We start from the raw sequence: 19982 nt of genomic DNA, 5'->3' as shown, positions 1-19982 counted from the left end.
CGTCTGCTTTCAGCTCTTTGCGCCGAATAACAGAAGTTGTTCGCACGGCAGGACGGGAAGTGGTATAGGGGACCAATTCCCGCACCCTGCCCGCGTGCGTCAGAGTTCGGCGGCGGTCTTCCGCGTGTGCAACTGCCGCGCCACCTCGGCGATCGAGCCCGAAAGCGACGGGTACACGGTGAACGCGTTGGCGATCTGCTCGACCGTCAGATTGTTGTCGACGGCGATCGAGATCGGATGGATCAGTTCCGAGGCGCGCGGCGACACGACCACACCGCCGACGACGATGCCCGTGCCCGGACGGCAGAAGATCTTGACGAAGCCGTCGCGGATGCCCTGCATCTTGGCGCGCGGGTTGCGCAGCAGCGGCAGCTTGACGACCCGGGCGTCGATCTTGCCGGCGTCGACGTCGGCCTGGCTGTAGCCGACGGTGGCGATCTCGGGGTCGGTGAAGACGTTGGAGGAGACCGTCTTGAGGTTCAGCGGGGCCACCGCGTCGCCGAGGAAGTGGTACATGGCGATACGTCCCTGCATCGCCGCCACGGACGCCAGGGCGAAGACGCCGGTCACGTCGCCGGCCGCGTACACGTTGGGCGCGGTGGTGCGGGAGACCTTGTCGGTCCAGATGTGGCCGGACTCCCGGAGCCGGACGCCGGCCTCCTCCAGGCCCAGGCCCGCGCTGTTGGGGATGGCGCCGACGGCCATGAGGCAGTGGGTGCCGGAGATGACCCGGCCGTCGGAGAGGGTGACCTCCACGCGGTCGCCGACGCGCTTGGCGGACTCGGCGCGGGAGCGGGCCATCACATTCATCCCGCGGCGGCGGAAGACGTCCTCCAGGACGGCGGCGGCGTCCGGGTCCTCGCCGGGCAGCACGCGGTCGCGCGACGAGACGAGGGTGACCCGGGAGCCGAGGGCCTGGTAGGCGCCGGCGAACTCGGCGCCGGTGACACCGGAGCCGACCACGATGAGCTCCTCGGGGAGCTCGGTGAGGTCGTAGACCTGGGTCCAGTTCAGGATGCGCTCGCCGTCGGGCTGGGCGTCGGGCAGCTCGCGCGGGTGACCGCCGGTGGCGATGAGGACCGCGTCGGCGACCAGGGTCTCCTCGGTGCCGTCGGCGGAGGTGACGACGACCTTGCGCGACCCGTCGAGGGCCTGCATGCCCTCCAGGCGGCCGCGGCCGCGCATGACCCGGGCGCCCGCGCGCGTGACCGACGCGGTGATGTCGTGCGACTGCGCGAGCGCGAGCCGCTTCACCCGGCGGTTGACCTTGCCCAGGTCGACGCCGACGACCCGCGCGGGGGTGTCGATGTACGGGGTGTCGTCGGCCACGATGATGCCGAGCTCTTCGTACGACGAGTCGAAGGTGGTCATCACCTCGGCCGTGGCGATGAGGGTCTTCGACGGCACGCAGTCGGTCAGCACCGACGCCCCGCCCAGGCCGTCGCAGTCGACGACGGTCACCTCCGCGCCGAGCTGCGCGGCGACCAGCGCCGCTTCGTATCCGCCGGGTCCGCCACCGATGATCACGATCCGAGTCACGTACTCCATTGTCCCGCACGCGCCCCGGTGGTACCGCCCCGGGGCGGAGCCCGAAGCGGCACCGTTACCTGAGAGACGCCTGTGCCGCCTGCCGTACCCTCGTCGCATGTCGCTCTACGCCGCGTACGCCGGCAATCTCGACGCGCGGCTGATGTCCCGCCGCGCCCCCCACTCGCCGCTGCGCGCCACCGGCTGGCTGAACGGCTGGCGGCTGACCTTCGGCGGCGAGCAGATGGGCTGGGACGGCGCGCTGGCGACGATCGTCGAGGAGCCCGGCGCCCAGGTGTTCGTCGGGCTGTACGACATCGCCCCCATGGACGAGGAGTCGCTGGACCGCTGGGAGGGCGTCGGCCTCGGCGTCTACCGCCGGGTACGCGTACGCGTGCACACGCTCGACGGCGAGGAGAGCGCGTGGGTGTACGTGCTCAACGGCTACGAGGGCGGCCTGCCGTCGGCCCGCTACCTGGGCGAGGTCGCCGACGCGGCGGAGTCGGCGGGCGCCCCGCACGACTATGTGATGGAGCTGCGCAAGCGTCCCTGCTGACCCATGGGCCACAGATGCCCCTGGTGTCACATTGGCCTCGTCGGGCACGCGTCACACACCCTCGTCGGGCACGTCACAGCGCCTCGTTGGAAACGACAAGACAACGATCGCCATCCCGTCCGTCCTGTCATCTACGCGCGTAGGCCGGGACCGGCTACGCTCGTCGGCGTGAACGCATCTCTTCTTCCGGACGACATCCAGGGCGACCCCCACGCCGCCGCCGACGCCGCCGCCGCTCGCCTGCGCGAACTGACGGGCGCCGAGACCCACGACGTCGCCCTCGTGATGGGCTCCGGCTGGGCACCGGCCGTGGACGCCCTCGGCGCGCCCGACGCCGAGTTCCAGGTCACCGAGCTGCCCGGCTTCCCGCCCCCGGCGGTCGAGGGCCACGGCGGCAAGATCCGCTCGTACAAGATCGGCGAGAAGCGCGCGCTGGTCTTCCTGGGCCGCACGCACTACTACGAGGGCCGGGGCGTCGCCGCGGTCGCGCACGGCGTGCGTACGGCCGTCGCCGCGGGCGCCAAGACGGTCGTGCTGACCAACGGCTGCGGCGGCCTGCGCGAGGGCATGCGCCCCGGCCAGCCGGTGCTGATCAGCGACCACATCAACCTCACGGCGACCTCCCCCATCGTCGGCGCGAACTTCGTGGACCTGACCGACCTGTACTCGCCGCGACTGCGGGCGCTGTGCAAGGAGATCGACCCGAGCCTGGAGGAGGGCGTCTACGCCCAGTTCCCCGGCCCGCACTACGAGACGCCGGCGGAGATCCGCATGGCCCGGGTCATCGGCGCGGACCTGGTCGGTATGTCGACGGTGCTGGAGGCCATCGCGGCGCGTGAGGCGGGCGCCGAGGTGCTGGGCATCTCCCTGGTGACGAACCTCGCCGCGGGCATGACGGGCGAGCCGCTGAACCACGAAGAGGTGCTCCAGGCGGGCCGGGATTCGGCGACGCAGATGGGCGCTCTCCTGGCCCAGGTGCTGGGCCGCATCTGACTGGGCCGTCCCAGGGGCTCCGCCCCCTGGACCCCCGATTGCCCACCACACCCACCCGTCTCGGTCGGGTGGGCGGGTGGGAAACGGGGTCTGGGGCAGAGCCCCAGGGACAGCAACCCCCACGCACCCGCACCGAACACGACGACGAGAGGCTGACCCGGTGCACGACGACCTCATCACCAAGGCCAGGACATGGCTCGCCGAGGACCCCGACCCCGAGACCCGCGACGAGCTCGCCAAGCTCATCGAGGCCCGGGACGTCACGGAACTCGCCGCCCGCTTCTCCGGCACCCTCCAGTTCGGCACCGCCGGCCTGCGAGGCGAACTCGGCGCCGGCCCGATGCGCATGAACCGCACGGTCGTGATCCGCGCCGCCGCCGGCCTCGCCGCGTACCTGAAGAAGCAGGGCCACACCGACGGCCTCGTCGTCATCGGCTACGACGCCCGCCACAAGTCCGCCGACTTCGCCCGTGACACCGCCGCGGTGATGACCGGCGCGGGGCTCAGGGCCGCCGTGCTCCCCCGCCCGCTCCCCACCCCCGTCCTCGCCTACGCCATAAGGCACCTCGGCGCGGTCGCCGGCGTGGAGGTCACCGCCAGCCACAACCCGCCCCGCGACAACGGCTACAAGGTCTACCTCGGCGACGGCTCCCAGATCGTCCCGCCGGCCGACGTGGACATCGCCGCCGAGATCGCCGCGATCCCGAGCCTGACCACCGTCGACCGCCCCACGGAGGGCTGGGAGACACTTGACGACGCGGTCCTGGACGCCTACCTCGCCCGCACCGACGCCGTGCTCGCCGAGGGCTCCCCGCGCACGGCCCGCACGGTGTACACCGCGATGCACGGCGTGGGCAAGGACGTCCTGCTCGCCGCCTTCGCCCGCGCGGGCTTCCCGGAGCCGGTCCTCGTCGCCGAGCAGGCCGAGCCCGACCCGGACTTCCCGACCGTCTCCTTCCCCAACCCGGAGGAGCCGGGCGCGATGGACCTGGCCTTCGCCAAGGCGCGCGAGACGGACCCGGACCTGATCATCGCCAACGACCCGGACGCCGACCGCTGCGCCGTGGCCGTGCAGGACGCCGGCGCGTGGCGCATGCTGCGCGGCGACGAGGTCGGCTCGCTGCTCGCCGCGCACCTCGTCCGGCGCGGCGCCCAGGGCACCTTCGCGGAGTCCATCGTCTCCTCCTCCCTCCTGGGCCGGATCGCCGAGAAGGCCGGGCTGCCCTACGAGGAGACCCTCACCGGCTTCAAGTGGATCGCCCGCGTCGACGGCCTGCGCTACGGCTACGAGGAGGCCCTCGGCTACTGCGTCGACCCCGAGGGTGTGCGCGACAAGGACGGCATCACCGCCGCCCTTCTGATCACCGAGCTGGCCTCGGTCCTCAAGGAGGAGGGCTGCACCCTGCTCGACCTCCTCGACGACCTCGCCGTGGAGCACGGTCTGCACGCCACCGACCAGCTCTCGGTCCGCGTCCAGGACCTGTCGGTCATCGCGAACGCGATGCTCCGGCTGCGCGAGCAGCCCCCGACGGCCCTCGCCGGCCTGCCCATCACCCGGGCCGAGGACCTCACGAAGGGCACGGACACGCTCCCGCCCACGGACGGCCTGCGCTACACCCTCGACGGCGCCCGCGTCATCGTCCGCCCGAGCGGCACGGAACCGAAGCTGAAGTGCTACCTGGAGGTCGTCGTCCCCGTCGCGACGCACGCCGACCTCCCGGCGGCCCGCGCGAAGGCGGCGGACCTGCTGGAGACGATCAAGCGGGACCTGTCGACGGCGGCCGGCATCTGAGTCGTAGGACAGCGGCTGGGTCGGTGTGTGAGCCGTAGCGACCCGCTGTTCCCTCGATGGGGTGACTCCTGGCCGGACAGGGGGCACCCCATCGGGTGATTTCGGGCCGACAGCGCGGCCGCGCGCCCCTCAGGGCGGCGGCCGCGGGCAACGGTGGGACGGTAAGCCCCGCCCCCCTCGTCCGGAGCCGCCGCCGTGTCCTCCGCCACCCCCGGCACCGTCCCCGGGACCCACCCCGGCACCGTCCCGGGCTCCCGCCGGCCCCCCGGGCCCGCCGCCCCCTCCCCGGTCCCGTGCGCCGCGTGCGCCTCGCTGGCCTCCCCCGTCATGCGGGCCGTCCTGGGCGTCCGCGACTCCTTCCGGCGCGCCGCCCCCGCCCTGCGCGCGTACCTCGCCGTACGCCTCGTGGGCCTGCTGGTCCTCACCGTCTGGGCACATCGCCGCCACCACGGTGTGTGGCCGATCCTGGCGGCCCACTGGGACGCCAAGTGGTACCTGGGCATCGCCGACCACGGCTACACCCACACCCTCGGCACCGCCTACGACGCGAACAACCTGGCGTTCTTCCCGCTCTACCCACTGCTGGTGAAGGCGCTGGCCGTCCTCACCCCCGGCAGCCGCGCCACCACGGGCCTCGGCCTGGCCGTGATCGCCTCCCTCGTGGCCGCGTGGGGCGTCTTCGCCGTCGGCGAGCACCTCCGCGACCGCCGTACGGGCATCCTGCTCACCACCCTCTGGGCGGCGCTCCCGGTCGGCCTGGTCCAGTGGATGGGCTACACGGAGTCCCTGTTCACGGCCTGCGCCGCCTGGTCGCTGTACGCCGTCCTCACCCGCCGTTGGGTGGCGGCGGGGACGCTGGCGACCCTGGCCGGTCTGACCCGGCCGACGGGCGTCGCCGTGGCGGCGGCGGTCACCGTCGCCGCCCTCCTCGCCGCGCGCCGCCAGCCCCGGGCGCTCGTCGCGGCCCTGCTCGCCCCGCTCGGCTGGTGCGGCTACATCGGCTGGGTGGGCCTGCGGCTGCACCGCTGGGACGGCTACTTCGCCGTACAGCGGCTGTGGCACAACGAGTGGGACGGCGGCCGCGAGACCCTGCGCCGCGTCCGGGAGTTCCTCGGCCAGAACCCCACACCCCCGCTGTTCCTGGTGATGGTGACGGTGACCCTGCTGGCGTCGGTCGTCCTCTACGGCCTGTCGCTGGCCGACCGCCAGCCGCTGCCCCTGCTGGTCTTCACCGGCGTGCTGCTGCTCATCGTGCTCGGCAGCGGCGGGGTGTACTTCCCGCGCGCCCGCTTCCTGCTGCCCGGCTTCCCGCTGCTGCTGCCCCTCGCCCTGCACCTCAACCGGGCCCCCCGACGCCTCCGCGCGCAGGCGCTCGCGCTGGCGGTGGCGGTGGGCGCGTACGGGGGCGCCTACATGGTGCTGGTGTGGCCGAGCGCACCGTGATCGGCCCGTCCAGGGCGCTGGTGGCCGAGCGCGCGTGAGACACACAGCGCCCTCGGCGCGGCCATGGCGCCGGGCGACCGAGCCCGCGTGAGACACACAGCGGCGCCCCCACCCGCCCTCAGGCCGCCAGCGCCGCCAGCCCCACCGCCGTCACCCAGACCACGCCCAGCACCACCGCCAGCGGCCACAGCGGGCGCCCTCGCTCCGCCGCGTCGGTCTCCTCGTCCGGCCGCAGAGCGGGGTCGCGCCACATCTCGGTGATCTCGGCGGCCATCCGCTCGTACGGGTGCGGCAACCCCAGCCGCCGTTCCAGCCAGGGCCAGCGGGGACTGTGCACGGTCCAGTCCCGGGCGTCGCCCCGGCAGCCGGCGATGCTCAGCCGCGCGCCCCGCACCTGCACGGACCGCAGCTGCTCCCAGGTGACGAGCCGGGGCTCGCGCAGCCCGTTGAACCACAGTCCGTGCCGGTCGGCCGTCACCCGCCAGGCCAGCCGGCGCGGCACCAGCAGCACCCCGGCCGAGCCGAGCACGGCGCCGGCGAGGAACGTCCACAGGCCGGGCTCGTCCGTGGCGTAGGAGAGGGCCCACAGCGCGAGCAGCAGCACGGTCACCCGGTCGCCCCATCCCGCACGCCACCGCCGTATCGCCCGGGCCCGCGCCGCGGCGGCCGCACGGTCCGCCAGCCGCGCCCGATGGGCCGCCTCGGCGCCGGCCGCCGCGCTCCGGCGCCGCGCCGCGAACGCCGAGACCGGTCGTACGGGCCCGGTCGACCGCTCGGTCGTGGGCGGGTCGCCGGCGTCCTCGGCCGCGCGGACGAGGACCAGCTCGGCCCCGTCGTACGGCACGCCGTACAGCAGCGCCTCGCCCACGGGCCCGGCGCCGAAGGAGTCGAGGAGGTCGTCGAGGTCGGGTTCGTCGTCGGCGTCGGACTCTTCGGCGCTGACGCCGTCGTTCAGGAAGTCCGCCCCGCCGCCCTCGTACGTCCCCTCGTCCTCGTCCGGCACCTCGAAGGTGGGAACGACGAGGAGCGGGTGCAGGCCGGCCGGGTCGTCGACGGCGTAGATCTCGACGTCCAGGTCGGCGTTGTCGCGGGCGAGGACGCGCAGGACGGGGGCGGGCGCGCCGACGAGCCGTCGGGTGCGCAGGCGGGCGACGGCGGCGGAGAGCAGAACGGTCACGCCGAGGGCGACCGGATACCAGCCGAGAATGTCCGGCCCGGTCAGCGCGAGCACCCCGGCACCGGCCGCGCACACCACCGCTCCGACGGCGCCGAGCAGCGCGCCTCGCCGCAGCTTCCCCACGCTGGGCACGGGTGCCGTAACGCCCCCGGCCGCCGCGAGGGCCGCGGCCTTCTGTCGCCGTCCGGCGGCCAGGCGGACCTCGGTGACGGCCCACAGCGCGAGCAGGAGAACGGTGACCGCGGCCCGTAGCGGCCAGGTGGCGTCCTGCGCGGCGAGGGCCGACCCCACCGCGACCGGCGCCGCGAACCGCGCCGACTCCGGCCGCAGCGCGGTCCACATCGGCTGAACGGCGATCACGGCGGCCGCCCACGCGGGGAACGCGGCGTACTCGGTCAGCCCCCAGCCCGCCCCCGCACCGGCGACCAGCAACCCCACGACCAGCCCGAGCCGGTCCCCCACGGGCAGCCACCAGGGCCCGGCGACCCGCGCCCACTCCGCTGCCGCGGCCCCGTCCCAGTCCCGGCACCCGGCGGGCACGACGGAAGCGGGCAGCCGCGCCGGCTCACCGGAAGACACACTCATCCACCCACTCCTACGCCCCTCGTCGGCCCCGGCCAGAGGCGGCCCCGCCTCACCCCACCGCGAGCAGAATCGCCAGCACCACGGCACCCGCGAGCGCCGGCCCGAGGATCTCCCAGGCCCAGCGCACGGTCACCTCGCCCTGCGCGCTCTCGGCCCCGCCCCGCTCCTCCTGGAGCTGGCGCAGATCGTCCATGACCTTGTCGGTGGAGGCGCGCGGAGGCCCGGCCTGGGCCGCACCGGCACCCGCACCCGCGCCGCCTCGCAGCAGCCCACCGAGGCCGCCCCGGGACAGCCCGCCCCGCCCGTCCGCGCGGTCGGCGGCGGCCCGGGTCTCCTGCCGTGCCGCCCGCTTGCGGGCCCGCAGGGACACCGGGATGGCCCACAGCTGGTACTTCTTCCCGTCCGCGGCGACGACCTCGTTGGAGTAGCCGGACTTCAGCGCGCCGACCTGCCCCCAGGGCAGCACGATGAGCCGGAAGGGGTTGCGCACCCGCAGCCGTTCCCGGTTGGCGTACACCGCGGGCCGCAGGGTGAAGGCCACCACCAGGGGCACCGTGAAGATGAGCGCGGCCAGCGCGAGCCAGGGCGTCCGGCCGTCACCGGTGACGATCGCGTCGATACCGAGCCAGGCCATGATGCCGAGGAGCACCACGCCACCCGCGATACCGCCGGACGAGCGGTGGACCTGGTCCACGGACTCCGGGGGCTGCGGCGCGGGCGACTGCTGATCGGGGGTCGTCATGGCCCCGATTCTGCACGACCCGTCGGCCCGCCCCCCGGGGAGGTGCCCGCGGCACGCCCGGGGGAGGTGCCCGCCCACATCCGGGAAGGTGCCCGCGCACGCTCATACGTGGCGTCCGGCACGCTCATACGTGGCGTCCGAGCACGGATGAGCATGCGGGGGTGTACAGCCGCTACGCGCGTAGATATGCTCGTCTGGTGACCATGCCCAGTACTGCACCCGCTGTTCTCGCTGACGTCACCGCGTCCGACAGCACGCTGCGCCGCTTTCTCCACGGGCTGCCCGGCGTCGACGCGGTCGGCCTGGAGGCGCGCGCCGCCTCGCTCGGCACCCGTTCCATCAAGACCACCGCGAAGGCGTACGCCATCGACCTCGCCATCTCGATGGTCGACCTGACGACGCTGGAAGGCGCGGACACCCCGGGCAAGGTCCGGGCGCTCGGCGCCAAGGCGGTCCACCCCGACCCGACCGACCGTACGACCCCGGCGACCGCGGCCGTCTGCGTCTACCCCGACATGGTGGCCGCCGCCAAGGAGGCCGTCGCGGGTTCGACCGTCAAGGTCGCCTCGGTCGCCACCGCCTTCCCGGCGGGCCGCGCCGCCCTCTCCGTGAAGCTGGCCGACGTGCGCGACGCCGTCGCGGCCGGCGCCGACGAGATCGACATGGTCATCGACCGCGGGGCGTTCCTCGCGGGCGACTACATGAAGGTGTACGACGAGATCGTCGCCGTGAAGGAGGCCTGCGGGGCGGACGCCCGGCTGAAGGTCATCTTCGAGACCGGCGAGCTGTCGACGTACGACAACATCCGGCGGGCCAGCTGGCTCGGCATGCTGGCGGGCGCCGACTTCATCAAGACGTCCACGGGCAAGGTCGCGGTGAACGCGACTCCGGCGAACACCCTGCTCATGCTGGAGGCGGTCCGCGACTTCCGCGCCCAGACCGGCGTGCAGGTGGGCGTGAAGCCGGCCGGCGGCATCCGCACGACCAAGGACGCGATCAAGTTCCTGGTGCTCGTGAACGAGACGGTCGGCGAGGACTGGCTGGACAACCACTGGTTCCGCTTCGGCGCCTCCTCGCTCCTGAACGACCTGCTGATGCAGCGTCAGAAGCTGGCCACCGGCCGCTACTCCGGCCCCGACTACGTGACGGTGGACTGATCACCATGGCATCCGCATTCGAATACGCGCCGGCGCCCGAGTCCCGCTCGATCGTCGACATCGCGCCCTCCTACGGCCTGTTCATCGACGGCGAGTTCACGGAGGCGGCCGACGGCAAGGTCTTCAAGACGGTCTCGCCGTCGTCGGAGGAGGTCCTGTCCGAGATCGCCCAGGCGGGCGAGGCGGACGTGGACCGTGCGGTGAGGGCCGCCCGCAAGGCGTTCGAGAAGTGGTCGGCGCTGCCCGGCGCCGAGCGCGCGAAGTACCTGTTCCGCATCGCCCGGATCATCCAGGAGCGCAGCCGTGAGCTGGCGGTCCTGGAGACCCTGGACAACGGCAAGCCGATCAAGGAGACGAGGGACGCCGACCTCCCCCTGGTGGCGGCCCACTTCTTCTACTACGCGGGCTGGGCGGACAAGCTCGACCACGCGGGCTTCGGCGCGAATCCGCGTCCGCTGGGCGTGGCGGGCCAGGTCATCCCCTGGAACTTCCCCCTGCTGATGCTGGCGTGGAAGATCGCCCCGGCGCTCGCGACCGGCAACACGGTCGTCCTGAAGCCGGCGGAGACCACACCCCTCTCGGCGTTGTTCTTCGCGGACATCTGCCGCCAGGCGGGCCTGCCGAAGGGCGTCGTCAACATCCTCCCCGGCTACGGCGACACGGGCGCGGCGCTGGTCGCGCACCCGGACGTGAACAAGGTGGCGTTCACGGGCTCGACGGCGGTGGGCAAGGAGATCGCGCGCACGGTCGCGGGCAGCCGCAAGAAGCTGACGCTCGAACTGGGCGGCAAGGGCGCGAACATCGTCTTCGACGACGCCCCGATCGACCAGGCGGTCGAGGGGATCGTCAACGGGATCTTCTTCAACCAGGGCCAGGTGTGCTGCGCGGGCAGCCGTCTGCTGGTCCAGGAGTCGATCGAGGAAGAGCTGCTGGACTCCCTGAAGAGGAGGCTCTCGACCCTCCGCCTGGGCGACCCGCTGGACAAGAACACGGACATCGGCGCGATCAACTCCGAGGAGCAGCTTTCGCGCATCACCTCGCTCGTCGAGCAGGGCGAGGCGGAGGGCGCCGAGCGCTGGTCCGTGGCCTGCGAGATCCCGACGTCCGGCTACTGGTTCGCCCCGACGCTCTTCACGAACGTCACCCAGGCGCACCGGATCGCCCGCGACGAGATCTTCGGCCCGGTCCTGTCCGTCCTGACCTTCCGCACGCCGGACGAGGCGGTGGCCAAGGCCAACAACAGCCAGTACGGCCTCTCCGCCGGCATCTGGACGGAAAAGGGCTCCCGGATCCTGGCAGTGGCGAACAAACTCCGCGCAGGCGTCGTTTGGTCCAACACGTTCAACAAGTTCGACCCGACCTCGCCGTTCGGCGGCTACAAGGAGTCGGGCTTCGGCCGCGAGGGCGGCCGCCACGGCCTGGAGGCGTACCTCGATGTCTGAGAAGTCCGAGAAGACCGAGCGTGTGGACCGTCTGTCGGTCTTCAAGACCTACAAGCTGTACGTGGGCGGGAAGTTCCCGCGTTCCGAAAGCGGCCGGGTGTACGAAGTGACCGACACGAAGGACAACTGGCTGGCGAACGTCCCGCTGTCGTCCCGCAAGGACGCCCGTGACGCGGTGGTCGCCGCCCGCAAGGCATTCGGCGCCTGGTCCGGCGCGACGGCGTACAACCGGGGCCAGATCCTGTACCGCATCGCGGAGATGCTGGAAGGCCGCAGGGACCAGTTCATCCGTGAGGTGGCCGACGCGGAGGGCCTGTCGAAGTCGAAGGCGTCGGCGGTGGTCGACGCGACGATCGACCGCTGGGTCTGGTACGCGGGCTGGACGGACAAGATCGCCCAGGTGGTGGGCGGCGCGAACCCGGTGGCGGGCCCGTACTTCAACCTGTCCTCCCCGGAGCCGACGGGCGTGGTCGCGGTCCTGGCCCCCCAGGAGTCGTCGTTCCTGGGCCTGGTGTCGGTCGTCGCCCCGATCATCGCGACCGGCAACACGGCGATCGTCATCGCCTCCGAGAAGGCCCCGCTCCCGGCCCTGTCCCTGGGCGAGGTCCTGGCCACGTCGGACCTCCCGGGCGGAGTGGTCAACATCCTCTCCGGCCGCACATCGGAGATCGCAACACCCCTGGCCGCACACCAGGACGTCAACGCGATCGACTTGGCGGGCGCGGACGAGGCCCTGGCGAAGGAGTTGGAGATCGCGGCAGCGGACAACCTGAAGCGAGTCCTGCGTCCACAGCCTGTGGACGACTGGTCGGCGGACCCGGGCATCGACCGCATGACGCCCTTCCTGGAAACCAAGACGGTCTGGCACCCGACAGGTTCCCTGGGCGCCTCGGGCTCGTCGTACTGAGCCGCCCCTGAACGAGCCGCGCCACCCCTCCGTCCGGGGGTGGCGCGGCTTCTTGCTGTGCAAGCGTGGGCGCGTGGTCGAGATCACCGTCAGCGCCGCCGCCTCCCAACTCGACGAACTGGTTCGCCGAGTCGCCTACGACCGCGAGGTCATCACCCTGACCGATCAGGGCCAAGTCGCCGCCCTACTGATTTCCCCGCACGTCCTACAGGACTACGAGGACGCCCTGGCAGTCATCGACTATCGGCTCCGTAAGGCGGAGGGGACGCTTGAACCGGGCATCCCCAGGGAGGAGGTGCGCAGGCGGCTGGGGCTGGAACAGCAGTGACCTGCCATCTTCCCCCAACAAGACCTCGCCTTACTTCGGGCATTCGCACTGGCCACCCGCGCCCACATCAGGGCTTTGGCCTGCTCCCTAACTCTGAGCAGCGGCTGCACATGGGGAAGCGCCGTCCCCTCCGTACCGCCCCGCTCCGGACGCAGCCACACGAACCCCTCGAGATGATCCATGACGCCCCACGCCTTTCCCGCCGTGTGTCATGGGCGAGTTGATCGACAGAGAGCCGGACTTCATCCAACGCGACGCGCTGCACGTACTCACTGTTCACGGCAACAGCCAGGGGGCCGGAGGCCGCCGTTGGACAGGATGACAGTCTTCCAGACTGAGCAACGGAACGACTCCCACCTGCTCCACTTCGGTGTCGCGCCCAGACTGTCACCAAGCGCAACTACCTTGGAGGGGCGACCCGTTCCCTTGGGATACACGGAACAGCAAGTGAGCACGGCCCATGACCCAGCCGCCCGTGATCTCGACCCCTTCCACTCCGCCCGCGACCTGTACGGCGCCTCTGTAACGAGGTCACCCCACCCCTTCGACCTCAACGTCAGCGTCGCCGTCAAGAACCACAGAAGCCTCGCCAGATAACTCCGGCGAGGCTCCTCGCTTTTCACCTGACTTCTTCAGTCAGAATCCCGCCAGCTCGTTACGGCCCGCTGACACGGGGCGAATGGCAGGACTCTTCAGGCCGAAATACTCACCTCAAAGGAGCTCGCTGCCAGCGCCGCCTAGTCGCTTGTCCACAGCCGCGCGAACTTAGACCGTCAGAGGTGTCACCACCAGTAGCCTACTCCCGCATCCCCTCACGCAGCACGCGACTCGAACGAACGCCGTGCGGCGATTATCGATCGCAGCAGGATTCGGCGAATTCGTCAAGCAGAACGAACAGTACGGCAACCGCTCGCTCATCTTCCTCCGGAGTGAAATAGCGGAGATCCGGCAACGCACCGTCCTCATAAATTTCACACAGGACCAGCAGCGGCCAATACAGCTCGGGGCGCCCTTTCCCGCGAGCGACCAGCCACTCATGGAACTCCTTTAGAATCCGAGACCCAGCCCCCTTCTCATACCCATCCAGGAAGGCGCAGGTTCCTTCATAGGTTCTTTGCATCACATAGACGCCGTGATACTTCTTGAGCGTGGAAATGAATTCAAACATGGCGCGACCGCTCTCAGAATCCGAAATCGATATCATCTCCATAGGTCCACAAGCCCTTGAATTCTTCGCTATCGATACCATCAGGATGCCACTGATCAAACACCTTCCCGTCCCTGACTACCACGGTGTGATGGAACCAGGTTTCCTCAACCTCCCTTCCCCCTGGCTTATACGGCCTCAACGGCCAATCCTTACCGTCAGGGCCAGTAAAGGTCTTAATTTCTCCACCATTCTTAGCTGTAAATTTCGCGGCCCATTCATCACAGCCCGCGTTATGAACGAGGACGGGCGTGTTGCCAGTACGTGTGGAAGACGTGCTCTTCCGAGCTAGGTTTTCGCAGGTCGGCCCTGAGTTGTCAGTCCGTCGCCGTCTGCTGGCAACACCACTGACGCCCCACCAGTCTCACTTGGCAGGGCGTCAGATTTGCTGTCTCGACGAAGATGGGTGTCGGGCGAGACTCGCAGACAAGGGGACGCTCAGCCTACGGCGCAGGCCTCACCATCACCGGACGCCCCCCAGCCACGACAGTCGTCACTCGCCCGAAATCTACCGGTTGTACGGTGGCTCGCCGATCGCGTGAATTAGACGATTGATCACTTCGTCGACAGTGAAGTCCCATCCAGTTAGGCGCTGTCCACTCCAGTTAATCCCGACCCGGAAGTCATCCTTGGCTAGATCCGGCAAAGCCGCGCTTCGCCAATGATCCAGCGGCATTGAAACAGCACGAAATTGAGGTCCCCAAAGCTGAGCAGCGCGCTGCGCCCGGGCCTCCGACGACCAATAGGGAAAAGCTGGTCGCCCAGAACTTGAGACCGGGGTTGGACTGCCATCGTCGTCCCGAACCCACCAAACGGTACGAGTTTGAACGATCTCACGGAAGAAGGCCGCTGCCTGAGCCCCGCTTACGCTCACCTGATTCCTCCTAGATCGTCCCGCCTTACGCGTCACACTTGCGCGCAGCGCTGGAGGCCCCAGCGCCGCGCCCGTTCGCAAACGTTAGTAACCAGGCGGGAGCCTACGGTATCCGCCAGGATCCATGAGGACATGGTCCTCTGGCCATCGCGGTGTTAGCAACATGCCGCCATCCCGTTCGGGAATAGGTTCATGGCTCAGCTCCATTGATTCCCACGAACCGTCCGGACGCTGTCGCTGTGGAGCCAACCCGCGCTTCATGCGACTGATGTTCGCGACACCGTATTGGTCCGCGGCGTCTGGCTCCGCCGCTTCGTTCTTCCAAAACCGCTTACGCATGGTGGACATGGATGGAGCGACGCCATTCTTATTGGGCTTGGAATAATCTTCGCCCACTTTCCAACGCCCACCGCAGCTGCTGTTGTGAACGAGAACCGGCGTCTCGCCCGCCAGCACATAGTACGTGTGGAGTTCGTCGACGGTGAGGTTGTAGGTGCGCGCCTGCTTGGTGAAGGACCGGTTGCCGGTGACGATCACCGTGCCGCCTTCATCCGTCCGCAGGGTCATGCCGGGCTTGAGCTCTCCAGCCGGCACCCAGTCGTGCTCCGACGGGGACCAGAAGGGGTGCTCATGCGTCGCGGTGAGCTTCTCGATTCCGTCTTCAGTCGCGATGGAGAGCTCGTTGAAGTTCTTGTCGCCCTCGGTGCGTATCAGGCCCGTGACAATCCTGGGGGCCGTCTCGCCGGTCTCCGGGTCTGTCGCCAGGACCTCGTCACCCAGCTTTACGTCTTCGATGTCCTTGGTTGTGCCATCAGCCATGAGGACGTCCGTGCCAGCCAAGAAGCATTTGCAGCCGACCAAACGTCCGGAAGGCCGGACCCTCAGGGCTCGCCCCAGCTCGCTCGATTTCCCGACGCTCAGCCTGACTCCAGCCTGAAGGGGGCCGTTTGGTGCTGCGCCAATCTGAGCCATGCGTGCGAGGTTGACGTCACTGAAGTACCTCTTCATCTCCTTGGAGCATTTAATCTCCGCGTGAGAGAAACAGATATTCGCAGCTGTCGCAACGGCTGAATTCGCATCGACATAATTTCTATACTGCTCGTACTGCTCTTGCATCTCGGACCGGTATGCGTCGTACCAGGCCTCCCTTTGGCTCCGTGTAGTGCTGTAGAGGTCGACCGCGTCGTAAATCTGCTCTTGCGCGTCACGTACCTCATCGCGGGTCTGCCCGAGAAGCCCTTCATCATTGCTCTTGCCAGTCCCACCCCGAGGAACTCCTGGCGTCGGATTCTGTGCGCCGGTTGCACCGTCGCTGCGCGGCTCGCTCTTGCCGGTTCCGTCGTCAAGCCACAGGCCCGACGGGTCGCTGTTGGTGACGGGACTGTTGTCGGCGTAGCTGTAGCCGTTGAGGGATTGGTGGTCTGTGGCGTCCAGGATGGGGTCGACGCTGATGAACTGGCCGATGATCGGATCAAATTCGCGGGCGCCGATGTGGGTCAGGCCGGTGGTGGTGTCCCTGGTCTTGCCGAGGAAGCCCTTGTCGTCGAGCCAGGGGCCGTACAGCGGCGTCCCGCGGACTTCTCCGAAGGGGGTGGTGTAGCGCTTGGTGATCGCCAAGGTGGTGGCGTCGAGGGCGAGGCTGGACGTGCCGTGGTGGTCGGCGGCCAGGAAGCTGAGTTTGTTGCCGGTGACGCCGGCGGTTGCCGTCCGCATGGCGATGGTCTGGCCTGCGGCGGTGTAGTAGCGGGTGCCGGTGAGGGTCTTGGTGGTGCCCTTGGTGGTGAGGCGGATCTCGGTGTCGCCGGCGTACAGGACTGTGTCGCCGTCCGGCGTGGTGGTGCGGCGGATCAGGAGATCGCCGGACGCGCCGTAGAGGTAGCTCGTGCCGAGCGCCGGCTTGGTGCCTGCGGCGGGTTCGGTCGTGGCGGCGAGTCGGCCTTCGGTGTTCCAGGTCAGGGTCTGCTGGGCCTGGGTGCCGGGGCGGGTTCGCGTGTTGCCGGTTTCGTCGTAGGTGTACGTCGCGGCCTTGGCACCCGTCGTCGCGGACAGCGCGTGCGGGTGGTTCGGGGTGGTGTAGGCGTAGGTGGTGGCCTTGTCGCCCGTGGTGGTGTGCTGGGTTTCCGTGTTGCGCTGGCCAGAGGCCGTGTATGTATAGCTGCTCCAGTACGGGGCTGCGCCGTCGAGGTTGGCCGCGGTGCGGCCGGATGAGGCGCAGTCAGCGGTCTTCGGGGTCCACGCCTCGGTCAGACGGCGGTGGCCGTCGTAGGTGAAGCACTGGTAGTCGGCCTTGCCGGTGCCGCCAAGGGTGCTGTTGTCGAAGAGCTTGGTGACATTGCCTGCCTCGTCATACGTGAAGGCCAGGTCCTGCAGGCGATAGCTGTGGATGTTGGTCGTGACGAAGGAGTTCGTCAGACGGCGCGTGCCGTCCTCGTACGCGTAGTTGAGGTAAGCCTTCTTCGTGGACGTGAGGTCGGTCGCGAGGTCCAGGCGGATCGGGTCGCCGAGCGGTGAGTAATACCCGGCCTGGAGGATGCCCTTGGCCGTCTGCTGCAGGCCGACGCCAGTGAAGTTGTAGTCGTTCTCAATGCCTTCAAAGGGCAGTCCTGCGACAGCCGGACTGCTGTACGAGGCAACGGTGCCGTCGAGGTTGAAGTTGGTGAAGAACGACAGCGTCTGCGGGACGCCGGCGGCGACCAGGGGTTCCTTGGTGCTGTCGGGGAGGATCAGCTGGCTTGAGGTGACCTGGTACAGGTTGTCGTACCCGGTGACCTTGTTGGTGTACGCCTTGCCGGTCAGGCCGCCGTCATAGCGGACGGCGGTATCCAGCTGGCCCTTCTTCAGGACGTCGAACGTCCAGGCGGCCAGCTTGGTGGCGTCCGTCTTGGTGCCGTCCCACAGGCCGGTCTGACGGCCGAGGACGTCGTACTCGTAGAGGAGTTTCTTGCCAGGACGGGAGTCGGTGCTGCTGATGACCTGGTCGAGGTTGTTGTACTCCGTGGCGGAGGCGCCCTTGTCAGGGTCGCTCGCGCTCACCTGACGGCCGAACAGGTCGTAGCCGTAGGACCAGGTGGTCTGGTCGGGGCCGGTGATCGTCTTCTGCTGGCCCGCGGGCGTGTATGTGAAGACGGTTTTGGTGAAGTCGCCTGTGGGTTGGGGACCGGCATACTCGCGGCGCTCGGTGGTCTGGCCCAGCACGTTGGTGACTACGGCGACGGCCTGGCCGCCAGCTGGGGCGCTGGTGGTGACGGTGTCACCGGTGTACGTGGCGTTCGTCGCCCAGAGCCGGACGTTGTGGCTCTGCGTGATCGTGCTGATCGGGCGTGCCGCGCCGTCGTACGTCGTGACGGTCTCGATGGGTGCCTGGCCGCCGTCGAGCTGAACCATCTTTCCGGATGGGTTGACGGTGTTCGCCCAGAAATCGCCCGACTCCATCACCGCGAGTCCGCGGTCGTCATAGACGGTCTGCGAGACGATGGTGCCGCCGGACGGAGAGGGCTTCTGAACCTGCCGGGGGCGAATAAGCGAGTCGTAGATCTCGTAAGTGGTGTTGTAGCCGGAACCGTCGCCACGCGCTGTTGCGGTGGCCACCCACGGCACAGCGGTGGCTGTGATGCTGTAGGTGTAGGTGTAGTTGGGGGATGCGTTCGACACGCGCGGGCGGTTTGGCAGCCAGACGCTGCTGACCCGGCCGAGCGCGTCATACGTGGATTCGGTGACCTTGCCGTTCGGGTCGGTGACCTTCGTCGTGGCGCCGGTGGCGAAGTCGATCAGTGTGGTGGCCTTGTGGAGCTTGGCGTTCTCCACCGCCACCGAGGTCAGCGGCCCGGCCGTAGCAGGGGTGTAGGTGGTGGTGGCGGTCGTGGTGTCGTTGGCGTCCTTGACGGTCAGGGGGCGCCCGAGGGTGTCGTAGTCGGTGGTGGACACCTTCTGCCAGATCGGCTGGTGCAGCGATCCGTAGCCGGCCGCCCGGCCTGTCCAGCGCACCTCGCCCTTTGTCGGCGTCTGGGCTTCGGTCCACTCCGTGGCCGCGTCGTACGTCGTGGCCGTGTCGGCGATGACGTCACCGGAGCGGGACGAGTCCCCGGGCAGGTCGAGTTCATCGTCGGTGAGGGCGCAGGGGTCGGCTACCGGGGTCGGCTTGACGTTGGAGGTGACCCGGATGCGAGAGACAAGGCCGTTGATGCCCGCCGTGCTGTTGCGGGCATACCACGTGCGGGTGCAGGTCTCGTCACCCAGCGTGGTGTCGTTGCCCTTGTCCAGGACCTTCACGGCCATGCCGTAGTCGTCGTAGGTGGTCACCGTGGAGCGGACCCGGTCGACCGAGGTGCCGCTTGTGGTGATGTTGGTCCGCGCGTGGCTGGCGGCGGTGCGGACGTAGTACGCCTCGGTGTCGGCGTACGACTTGTGCTGAGTCGAAGTGCGCTTGGACCAGGGGTCGTTGACAGTGCCGGAGACTTCCTGGGACCCGTTGTAGGTGACGACTTCGCGGGCGAAACCGGCGTACTGGTCGGCGTCGGTGACCGCCGGTGCCTTGATGCCGGTGACCTGGACGCTCTTGCGTGCGTCTGGGTCCGGCAGCTTGCCGCCCGTGCCGAGGACGCGGTCGCCGTTCATGCCCTGCAGGTACACGGAGACGGTCTTGGACTGGGTCTTGCCGGACTGGCCGGTGAGGTGGGTGACCTTCTGGAATCCGCGCCAGACCGACCAGGTGCGCTCCTTCTCCTTGACGAGCGGGTCCTCGTTGTAGTGCCAGGCGGCACCTGAATAGCTGTAGGTGTGCTGGACGGCCACTGCGCCGCCGTAGGTGTCCTTCGTGGAGACGACCTCGACGGGGTACTTGTGGAACCAGTCGAGGATCGGGTCCTTCTCGCCGTTCGGGGACCAGTACACGGGGTAGCAGCGGCGGGTGTTGGCGTCGACCTTCGGCATGCTCTGGCCGGCGAGGCAGTCCGCCTGCATGTAGCTGATCGTCGTCTGCGCGCCGGTCTCCGAAGTGATGGCCTTCAGACGGGGCTTGGTCAGCGGCAGGATGTCGTCGGTGGCGCCGTCGACCCGGTTCGGACGGGACTCGTGGTCGAACTTGACCGGGTCGAGCGTAAGGTCCGTACCGCGCTTGCCGGTGTGCCGGATCTCGTCGAGCCACAGGGTCTGGTCGGTGGAGTCGCCGGTGTCACCGGGGTCGATGTAGTGCTGCTTCAGGGCCCACGCGTCCACCGAGGCGTAGGCGGGGGTGGCGGCAGCGGCTTCCCATG

General features: G+C 69.4%; 14 protein-coding genes. 8 read left to right on the top strand and 6 right to left on the bottom strand.

What is annotated here, in order from left to right; translation table 11 throughout:
• Positions 1 to 99 precede the first annotated feature (99 nt).
• Positions 100 to 1548 carry an NAD(P)H-quinone dehydrogenase gene (locus ACZ5NW_RS24515; RefSeq protein WP_468746016.1) on the bottom strand — a complete coding sequence of 483 codons (1449 nt, stop codon included), beginning with the start codon at positions 1546 to 1548 and terminating at the stop codon, positions 100 to 102.
• Between the two features lie 97 nt (positions 1549 to 1645).
• Between ACZ5NW_RS24515 and ACZ5NW_RS24510 the strand changes: the two genes are divergently transcribed.
• The 4 genes from ACZ5NW_RS24510 (at position 1646) to ACZ5NW_RS24495 (ending at position 6311) form a co-directional block, all read left to right on the top strand.
• Positions 1646 to 2083 carry a gamma-glutamylcyclotransferase gene (locus tag ACZ5NW_RS24510; RefSeq protein ID WP_468746015.1) on the top strand — a complete coding sequence of 146 codons (438 nt, stop codon included), beginning with the start codon at positions 1646 to 1648 and terminating at the stop codon, positions 2081 to 2083.
• A gap of 168 nt (positions 2084 to 2251) precedes the next feature.
• Positions 2252 to 3076, top strand: coding sequence for a purine-nucleoside phosphorylase (locus ACZ5NW_RS24505; protein ID WP_468746014.1), 825 nt, complete (start codon positions 2252 to 2254; stop codon positions 3074 to 3076).
• 160 nt (positions 3077 to 3236) lie between these two features.
• Complete coding sequence (locus tag ACZ5NW_RS24500) at positions 3237 to 4868, top strand: phospho-sugar mutase (RefSeq protein ID WP_468746013.1); 1632 nt, start codon at positions 3237 to 3239, stop codon at positions 4866 to 4868.
• 195 nt (positions 4869 to 5063) lie between these two features.
• Positions 5064 to 6311, top strand: coding sequence for a hypothetical protein (locus ACZ5NW_RS24495; RefSeq protein ID WP_468746012.1), 1248 nt, complete (start codon positions 5064 to 5066; stop codon positions 6309 to 6311).
• Between the two features lie 118 nt (positions 6312 to 6429).
• Here the strand turns inward: ACZ5NW_RS24495 and ACZ5NW_RS24490 are convergent, their stop codons facing one another.
• Positions 6430 to 8073, bottom strand: coding sequence for a hypothetical protein (locus tag ACZ5NW_RS24490; RefSeq protein ID WP_468746011.1), 1644 nt, complete (start codon positions 8071 to 8073; stop codon positions 6430 to 6432).
• A 49-nt stretch (positions 8074 to 8122) separates the two neighbouring features.
• Positions 8123 to 8815: a PH domain-containing protein gene (locus ACZ5NW_RS24485; protein WP_468746010.1), complete on the bottom strand. Its 693-nt coding sequence runs from the start codon at positions 8813 to 8815 to the stop codon at positions 8123 to 8125.
• Between the two features lie 203 nt (positions 8816 to 9018).
• On the opposite strand from ACZ5NW_RS24485, the gene deoC reads away from it, so the two are divergent.
• The 4 genes from deoC to ACZ5NW_RS24465 all read left to right on the top strand — a co-directional run bounded on the left by deoC (position 9019) and on the right by ACZ5NW_RS24465 (position 12649).
• Entirely contained in the window at positions 9019 to 9972 is a 954-nt protein-coding gene (gene deoC / locus ACZ5NW_RS24480) for a deoxyribose-phosphate aldolase (protein ID WP_468746180.1), read from the top strand.
• Between the two features lie 5 nt (positions 9973 to 9977).
• Positions 9978 to 11414 (top strand): aldehyde dehydrogenase family protein, encoded by a 1437-nt coding sequence (locus ACZ5NW_RS24475; protein WP_468746009.1) that lies wholly within the window; start codon positions 9978 to 9980, stop codon positions 11412 to 11414.
• Positions 11407 to 12321, top strand: coding sequence for an aldehyde dehydrogenase family protein (locus ACZ5NW_RS24470; RefSeq protein ID WP_468746008.1), 915 nt, complete (start codon positions 11407 to 11409; stop codon positions 12319 to 12321). The genes ACZ5NW_RS24475 and ACZ5NW_RS24470 overlap by 8 nt, the downstream gene beginning before the upstream one ends.
• Positions 12322 to 12394: 73 nt before the next feature.
• On the top strand, positions 12395 to 12649 hold the full coding sequence (locus tag ACZ5NW_RS24465; RefSeq protein WP_468746007.1) for a type II toxin-antitoxin system prevent-host-death family antitoxin: 255 nt from the start codon (positions 12395 to 12397) through the stop codon (positions 12647 to 12649).
• An 850-nt stretch (positions 12650 to 13499) separates the two neighbouring features.
• Here ACZ5NW_RS24465 and ACZ5NW_RS24460 read toward each other — a convergent pair.
• From ACZ5NW_RS24460 to ACZ5NW_RS24450, 3 genes are all read right to left on the bottom strand, one after another.
• On the bottom strand, positions 13500 to 13859 hold the full coding sequence (locus tag ACZ5NW_RS24460; RefSeq protein WP_468746006.1) for a hypothetical protein: 360 nt from the start codon (positions 13857 to 13859) through the stop codon (positions 13500 to 13502).
• 505 nt (positions 13860 to 14364) lie between these two features.
• Positions 14365 to 14730 carry a DUF2750 domain-containing protein gene (locus tag ACZ5NW_RS24455; protein WP_468746005.1) on the bottom strand — a complete coding sequence of 122 codons (366 nt, stop codon included), beginning with the start codon at positions 14728 to 14730 and terminating at the stop codon, positions 14365 to 14367.
• Between the two features lie 84 nt (positions 14731 to 14814).
• On the bottom strand, positions 14815 to 18114 hold the full coding sequence (locus ACZ5NW_RS24450; RefSeq protein WP_468746179.1) for a polymorphic toxin-type HINT domain-containing protein: 3300 nt from the start codon (positions 18112 to 18114) through the stop codon (positions 14815 to 14817).
• Between the last annotated feature and the right edge of the window lie 1868 nt (positions 18115 to 19982).

This window comes from Streptomyces sp. NPDC032126 (assembly GCF_055580085.1).
Note: the sequence above shows the minus strand (reverse complement) of the source record. Positions and strands in the feature narration are given on the sequence as shown.